Consider the following 7,761-nt stretch of genomic DNA (forward strand, 5'->3'; position numbering starts at 1 on the left):
TCATTTTGGAACACCTCTCCAAACCGATTGCTACCTGACCCCAGATATTGCTACTTTTGTCAATGCGTAAGTCCTAATTCAGATGTTATGGAAAATACATGGGTAGCCGAGCGACTCAATCTTGTCGCGGTTAGTCCCCAAATTTGTAGACGACCACCTGACTGGGATGAACAAAATGTTGTATGCGGCTTTCTGAATCCGCCTGCCGGTTTGCAATCAGACTCGTTGCCCGATGGTTTGGAAGAATTTCTTTCTTCCGGCCCGCCACCTGTCTATTTCACGTTTGGCAGCATGTTAATGCCAAATAGCTATGCGTACATTAGTGCAACATTGGCTATCTGGCGGGAGGCTGTTGAGAGGGTTGGTTGCCGTGCGATATTTCAGGTTCCGACAGACAAAATTGAAGGATTTTCGTCTGACGACAAGGTATTTATGGCGACATGGGTCCCATACAGCCAAGCGTTTCCAAGATGCGAAATGATTGTTCATCACGGCGGTGCTGGCACAACACAATCCACACTTCTCGCGGGAAGGCCGTCTGTCATCGTCGCCCATGTGTCTGACCAGTTTTTTTGGGGGCAGGAACTCGAACGGCTGGGCGTTGCGAGCAAGACTCTTAAACGCAAGGGCTTGAAAGCAGCTCATTTGGCGAATGGGATACAGAATATTTTGAGGAATCCCAGCATAGCTTTGGTTGCGAGTGAAATTGGTAAGCGGATGGCAATGGAAGACGGTGTAACAACGGCGATTTCCTGTTTTGAAAAACGGGTACTTGGGAAATAGTTACACCACCGATGCTTTTAATTGCATGACGAGCACACCTAATAACCTTCTGCATCCTTTGGGATTCGACGTCGCTGGCTTTAAGGAAGAAGACCACGACTATCACTTTCACGTTGCACTTCCAGACCCGAAATGCTGCCAGTCAAACCCAAGCCAAGGAAGCAATCGCCATTGGAAGGAATGGGACGCATGACCTATTACGCGTACCCGTTATTAGTTCTGAGTTCTGAGCTGACTGCTGACCGCTAACTGCTGACCGCTAGAAATTGAACCGGCTAGGGACGGTATCAAAGCCCAGATCGCCGACTGTCAGCCCAAAGGTTGCACCGACTCCAGGCGGTCTGGTGGGTGGTTTTGGCGCGGGCGTCGGCAGGGGAAGGCGGCGCTTGGTAACGGTGAAGGGAAGCTCGCGATCGATGCCCGCCGTGATTTGAGTGCCATCGGGCGCTACACAAAGCGGGTAGCCGTTTAGCTGTCCCTGAATCACCACTTTTTGACTGATGACAGTGACCCGTACGGCATACGTGTCGATTTCAGCTTTGACTGTCATTTTGTCGAGCGGACGGACTTGAGCGTTAAACGGAATCGCGTAAGCCAGGTCAACAGATTCGGTGATGTCGCGATATTTCAGCTCAGTGCGAGCGCCCAGCAGCGCTTGGCTTAAGTATTGGGTACGAGGATACGAAGCGGGTTCGCCCGGTGGTTCATCGGGTGAATGCCCTGGTGTGCAGAGAATGTACTCGAAGGTCACGCCACCGTTGTAGGCGTTGTTGAGGCTCACACCCGATGTTTGACCTTCGTCGGGTTGCACTTTCTTAAATTGGTTGGGACGACGGGTAGCCGCGCCTGGGCGTCCTTCGTTGTCGGCAAAGACACGGGTGAGGGTAGCCTCAGAAAACTGTTTCCCCTGAGCAGAGCCCGTTGAGGTGTATTCGATAAAGCCCTCATTGCTCTGATCGTCCGTACTGTTGGAGGTAGTGTCTGTCGTCAGAATGTCGATCGTGCGATACACGTCCTGCTCTTCGTCCTGAATCAGGTCTGGCAAGGGCTTCGCCGGTAGGCTGTTCGGGTCTGCATGTTTGAGAAAGGTGTTCTTATAGCTACGGCTCGCCACCTCAAACATTGGGTAGGTGTAGTTTGGATCGGGGACATACTGCACCGAGCTGGTCCCATCTGGTCTACAGAGTTTGCGCTGGTCCAGCGGTGGCACTTCTTTGGCGGCATCCGCATAATAAGCTGCAAACTGCTGCAGGACCTTCGCCTCCAATTGGAGGATCGGGAAGTCGCGAAACTGGTAGAGGTCCCACTCTGGATCGGTCCGTCTGTAATCCAGCAGTTCGAGCTGGTCTGACTCGGTTCTGAATTGGCGGCGATCTTTCCCGATCGTGCGGCTGCCCGTTAAGTAGTTGGTCGCTGCGTCGATCGTGGGTTCGGTCGTCTCGGTTTTGACCAGCTTCCAAAAGCCTACCGCCTGAGCGTTAACATTCTTTTTGGCGTCGAGCACGTCGGTGCTCAGGTACTCCAAGCCGTAGGTGTGGACCTCGCGTAACACTTCAAAATTGCCCTCTTTCTCCACCTTAATCAGCTGTGTGGTTCTGCCAGACGCCACATAGTTGAGTGACATGGACTTGATCGTCTGGATGTCAGAGGGACATTGATCCGCGCTGATATTGCCGCTGTAGAGCGTGCGGCGATTGGGCGGTGAATAAATCCAGCGCGGCGCGGGCGGGTTCTGGGGGCTGCCCTGAGTCTCTTCAATAATTTGGTAGGCGTTACTCTCGACGAAGGTGCCCTCAAGCCGAGAAGCGGCATACTCCATGCCATAGCCAAAGTGATCGGCGCTGAACTCGGTATCACCTTTCACCGAAACATCGATCTCGACCACGCTGTAGGACCAAGCCGCCACCGCGTACAGATCGCGTGCTTGCACAGCTGTGGCGCTGTTGAAGTCGATAAAACAGCCGTTTTGCCGTAACCGATCGCGGGCATTTGTTTCCCAATCCGTCGTCGCGGTGATCGCCGTGTTGGTTGGGATCGACAGTTCCCAGGCATTGAGCACGGGCGAGCGGACACCACGCACTTGCTGAGCCTGGTCGATCGTGGCCTTGATTGCCTCATAGGCAGCACTGGGCGGCACAAGCCCGCTAATTGCATAGTGCGCAAGGTCCGCCTGACTGGTGCCGATCGTCGGAATCGCGCCCACAAACGGGACGCCGTTCTGAGCAGCCAGTGCCTGTACGGTTGTGCGGTTGCTGGTGGTGATGGAGAACGGCACACCGCTCGCGTTGAGACCACACTCCGGATCTTGGAACGGCGCATCATGGCCGATCAGATACTTGCGGGCAGCGGGATAGTAAAAGACCTTGCGGCGGTAGCGCTTACGCTCCCATTTACCGCCGAGCGAGACGTGCACCTCATACTCTAAGCCAGGTGCATAGGCTGAGTTTTTCAGTTTGTCTTTGTAGTGGGTGACGCTATACCCCACGCCTGCGAGCGTAATTTCAGTGCCCTTCTGAAACCGCGATCGGACGTCCGCGATCGTCTCTCTAGTCGCAATAAGCTTAAAGGACCCGCTCGGATGATTTTCAGCGCTCATGGACAGCGTAATCTCGCCAGTTACAGGCAGCCCGAAAAACGCCTCAAACAGGGTTGGATCAACATAATCACTGGGTATCGGTCCGCGCTCGCCTGCACTGATGGCAACCTCCTGGCTGGTGTAACCCTGACTGCCCAGAATGGTGAGCGGCAAGCCTGCGACAAGCGGATAAGCCGGATCGAGCGTAAGCACGGCGCTATGGGACGAGTAAACAAACTCACCCGCCCGTGGGGAGTGTGGATTGGCGGCAGGCGTAAACAGTCGCCCGTTGTGCTGAATGGCATCGACTTGCACAAAGGTGGACACATCAAGCGTGAGGGTGTTCCCGATCGCGGGAGGCGCGGCGATCGTCTGGCTGTTTGGCAGGGCGTAATGGTTGACCCCTGGTTTGGTCTGCTGGCTTTGCAGGTCCAGCACGCAGAGCGGCGCGAGATTACCACCCGTGTTGATCGTGCACAAGGGTGCCCCGGATGGATCGAGGCGTGCCACGGTGGGCAATTCGGGGTGAGTCACCAACCACATACCTCAATCGCTCCTCAGTTCAAGGTCCTCGAAGCGCGAGACAAAGCCGCCCGCCATCCAGACATCTGCCGTATCGTCTGTGCCGATTAACCCGCCGTTGGGCTTCAATTCCTTGAGTTTGACCCGTCGCAGCGTAAAGGCTTCGGTGCCTGACACGTCAGCGGCTTCCTGATCCTCATCCTCAGGCAACACAAAATCATAGAAGCGGAACGGCGTAGCGCCGAAATGCTTGCTGATGCGGCGGATGGTGCGGTAGACCCAGAACCGCTGATCAGGTATACGGAGTTCAATCTCCAGGCTGTAGGTCCGCATTTGGGCGATCGGCGCACCGAAGTTTCGGGTAAACCCTGGCTGACTGAGAGGATAGGTCTTAATCGGGCTGTAGATCGATCGCTCACAGGGCAGCAGAAAGCACGAGACGCCGTTGAACGTCACAAAGTAGTCACTCGGAGCGCTCACGGGTTTAACACCGTCAGGGCACTCGATCAGGATACGTTTGACTTGGGCAGCGGTCATGCAGCGGCTCTCCCTTTTTGCTGTTTCGCGAGTTGTGCCACGTCGTAGAGGCTGTTCAGGATCTGCTGCTCGACTTTCTTCTGTAGAGTGCCCTGATTGACTTCACTGCCTGTAATTTCGTTGGTGATGGTGTTTTGCAGAGTGACGTTCCCCAGCGTTTTCGCTGCCAGCACCTGAAACCCCTGCCTCACAATATTCTCAAGGCGAGACAGCCCGGCACCTAAACCGCTCCGATCGGCTACGTCCCCAGCAATCGCAGTGCCTGGTACAGGCGGTAAGACGCCGGTAGCACGCTGGGTCGGCGTGAGCCGGTTGGGTTGCACGGCGGTTGGTTGCGCCAGTGTGCCCACCGCGCTGCCTGGCTTGCCGAAGTTTTCCAGCTGCTTCGATAGCCGATCGACCTCCGGCGACTCTGGAAGGCTGAGGTTTCCTGCCACTGGCGTGAGCGAGCCTGGGAGCCTAAAAGCACCGATTCCACCGCGCTGTTGAGCAGAGGTTTCAATCCGGTCGGTCAGTGGGGTAAGGGCGTCCAGGTTCTCAACGCCCACCAAACGCTTGAGCAGATCGCGCTGCAGGTTCTCAAACGCCTCGCGCTGCACGCCTTTGGGGAGGGCCTCAACCAGGGCGATTTGAGCTTGATCACGCTCCAGCGCTTGCTTCGAGAATTGAGACGCGCGGCGCTCGTTGCCTAACGTCTCCTCCAGTTTGCCGCGCTGATCGAGTAGTGCCCCGGTGAGCTGTAAGCCCAGTCCTGCCTGCTCTTTTGCCACCACATTAGCGCGCGCTGCTTCTTTCTGCGCCTGAGTCGCGTTCGGGTCCGCTAGCGTTTTCTGCTCATCCGCTTTTGCCTGGAACTGCTCAGCCGTGTTCTGAAACTGGTTAATCCGGTTTTGAATTTTTTTCTTGCGTAAGGCCGCCTGCTCCTGCTTGAGCTGGATTTCAAGGATCTGGTTCTCAATACTTTGCTGTTGCTCAAGGCTCTTGAGCTTCACCGCAGCGGTGATTTCTGCGATGGTTTTTCGGTCGCGATCGTTGCTGGCTGTTTTGCTTAAGAGGTCTAGCTCTCCAGTCACATAGCCAGTCAGTGCGTTCTGCAAGTCTTTGCGGGCTTCGAGCAGTTTGTTCTGGGTTTCCAGCGCTTGCGATTGAGCATCCAGCAGAAGCTGCTGCTTGCGGAGCGGTTGCTCCTCTGCCTCAAGGCCATTCTTGAACGCCTGCACCGCCTGGTTAATCTCGTCCTCGAATTTCTTGTACGCTGCCGCCTGTCGCTGCCCTTCATCCTCTGCCAGTTGCTTCGTCAATTCAGCTGTACGGAGCCGTGCCGCCCGAATCCTCTCCTGTCGCGCTCCTTCCTTCACAGGGTCCGAGAGCTTCGGTAGCATCTCCAACTCCTCAGCATTTTTCTTGGCGAGTGCTAATTCTTGCTCGTCAACGTGTTCCTTTTCCTTAATGCGCAGTTCGTCTGCTGCTGCTTGACGGATCGCGCGCTGATTGAGCAGTTTCTGGATCTGAGTTTCCTGCTCAACCTGGGAGAGCTTCACCGTGTCCTCAGCCTGCTTCTGAGCCCGGTCCAAGACGGCAAGCCGCGCTGCCTGTATCCGTTCCTCGCCTTCCTCCTCAGCGACTTTTGACTGTACCGAGAGCTTTTGGCGCTGGTTCTTCAAATCACGAACCCGATCGCCGTCGATTTTGAGTGATGCCTGAGCGGTTTCCTTCTGTTTCTGCAGGTCCAGAATTGACTTATCATCGGCGGCGGCTCCGTCCTTATCCCCTTTAGCAAGCGCGTCCTGCTTGGCTTTCTGCAGAGCGGCGATCTGGGTGTCGATACCAGTGAGCTGCTCTTTAACCTGAGCTTCCTTCAGCACCTGCTCACGAGCGATTTCGGCTTCAACAAACTCTAATTGCTTGTCTAGCTCCTTTTTCTTCAGTTTGGTGACTTCTTCAGCACCCTGAACCTCATCCAAGCGCCCAACCTTGACCGCGCCTTCCACCGTGGCGAGCTGGGTCTCCAGGTCTGCCTTCTCCTGGTCCTGTCCCTTCTTGCGAATGTCGTCAATTGCCTTTTGGGCTGCCTGACGGGCCTCGACTTTCAGCCCTTCGTTGTTGGCGATCGCGTTCAGGTCTTTGATTGCTGCCTCTCGGTTCACCGCCCCTAGTTCGATCTGCTGTTTGGTGAGGTCGATGAAGTCCTTCGCGCGCTGCCCTGCCTTATCTGCATCGTTCGTGTTGGCAATATCGTCCTTTGCTGCTTTCGCCTTGCTGGCGAGTTGCTCATAGGTGTTGCCAATTTTGTCGAGGGTTTTGTTCTGGAACGTGGTTTCAGCAGATGCCCCTTTGAGGTCCTTCAGTTGCCCCTCAATAATGGTCTTCTGGTCTCGCAGTAGGTTGATCTTCGCCTCTTGCTGTTGGCGCTGCTGCTCTGTTACGGGCGTCGTCTGTTTGAGCAGTTTTAACTGAGCATCGATATCACCAATCTGGAGACGCGCAGCTTCACCCAGTTTTTGATTCTCCTTCAGTTGGTCTGCGGTCAGGTCTTTACCCAATTTCTTGGCCGCCGCAATTTTTTCTTCAATAGCCTGCCCTTTAGCGGCGATGACGTCCGCCTGGTCGCTGTAGATCGTGAGCGCGTCCCCAGCGTCCTTGATCGGGTCGGTGATCCCTTTGATAATGCCGCCCGTCGCCAATGAAACAGCCTGATTGATACCGGGGATTTTGGAGACAAAACTGATGTATTGAGCGAATTTCTCTTGTACCAGCTCGATTAAGCCAACAATCTTGGAGTACCCCTCCCCCACCACGCTTACCAACGCGCCCACGATCGGCGCGGTTGCCTGCACCAAACCCGCAAAGGCTTTGAAGCCGCCGATCAGGAGGTCGATCGTTGCTTTCCCGGCTTCCTTGTTGTCGTTAAAGGCGGGGGTAAGCGCGTCTGCAAAGGCACTGGCAACCTCGCCCAGCGTATCGATCACCGCTGCAAACTGCTCGCCCACCGTCTTCGCAAACTCAGTGAGCCCTTCTTGATTGGTAGAGAGAAACTGATAGACACTGGTGAGCTGCTTCAGGATGGCGTCGAGTAGCGGTGCCCCGGCTGCCTGTGTCACGAGCTGGATCACTTCCTTGATGTTGGACGTGACGCCTGCATAGCTTGCCGCCGCAATCTTTTGGCCTTCTACCCCTGTCTGAGTTTTCTGGTAGATGTAGTCGTAGAGTTTGCCTTCTGCCGCTAACGACTGGACCCGTTCATTTGTGAGCTTGAGGCTCTTGGCCTGTCGGGTAGAGAGGACTCCTTCAATACTTAGGTCTGCTTTGTGTTCCCTGTTGCTCCTGTCTTTCGGTTCAAGAGT

The 7,761-nt window shown here is 55.3% G+C and carries 4 protein-coding genes; 1 reads left to right on the forward strand and 3 read right to left on the reverse strand.

Features of this window, described 5'->3' with window-relative positions:
- Positions 1-87 precede the first annotated feature (87 nt).
- Positions 88-783, forward strand: coding sequence for a glycosyltransferase (locus C7B82_RS20670; RefSeq protein ID WP_106258221.1), 696 nt, complete (start codon positions 88-90; stop codon positions 781-783).
- Positions 784-1,042: 259 nt separating this feature from the next.
- On the opposite strand, the gene C7B82_RS20675 is transcribed toward C7B82_RS20670, so the two are convergent.
- From C7B82_RS20675 to C7B82_RS32560, 3 genes are all read right to left on the reverse strand, one after another.
- Positions 1,043-3,901 carry a hypothetical protein gene (locus C7B82_RS20675; protein ID WP_106258223.1) on the reverse strand — a complete coding sequence of 953 codons (2,859 nt, stop codon included), beginning with the start codon at positions 3,899-3,901 and terminating at the stop codon, positions 1,043-1,045.
- Positions 3,902-3,904: 3 nt separating this feature from the next.
- Positions 3,905-4,417: a hypothetical protein gene (locus C7B82_RS20680; RefSeq protein WP_106258224.1), complete on the reverse strand. Its 513-nt coding sequence runs from the start codon at positions 4,415-4,417 to the stop codon at positions 3,905-3,907.
- On the reverse strand, positions 4,414-7,761 hold a 3,348-nt coding region (locus tag C7B82_RS32560), incomplete at its 5' end, for a hypothetical protein (RefSeq protein ID WP_181357588.1). The genes C7B82_RS32560 and C7B82_RS20680, both read right to left, overlap by 4 nt.

This window comes from Stenomitos frigidus ULC18, assembly GCF_003003795.1.
Lineage (GTDB): Bacteria > Cyanobacteriota > Cyanobacteriia > Leptolyngbyales > Leptolyngbyaceae > Stenomitos > Stenomitos frigidus_A.

Bases quoted from the DNA above. Each gene is read 5' to 3' on its own strand.
- C7B82_RS20675 (WP_106258223.1), bottom strand. From the start codon at position 3,901: ATGTGGTTGGTGACTCACCCCGAATTGCCCACCGTGGCACGCCTCGAT.
- C7B82_RS20670 (WP_106258221.1), top strand. From the start codon at position 88: ATGGAAAATACATGGGTAGCCGAGCGACTCAATCTTGTCGCGGTTAGT.
- C7B82_RS20680 (WP_106258224.1), bottom strand. From the start codon at position 4,417: ATGACCGCTGCCCAAGTCAAACGTATCCTGATCGAGTGCCCTGACGGT.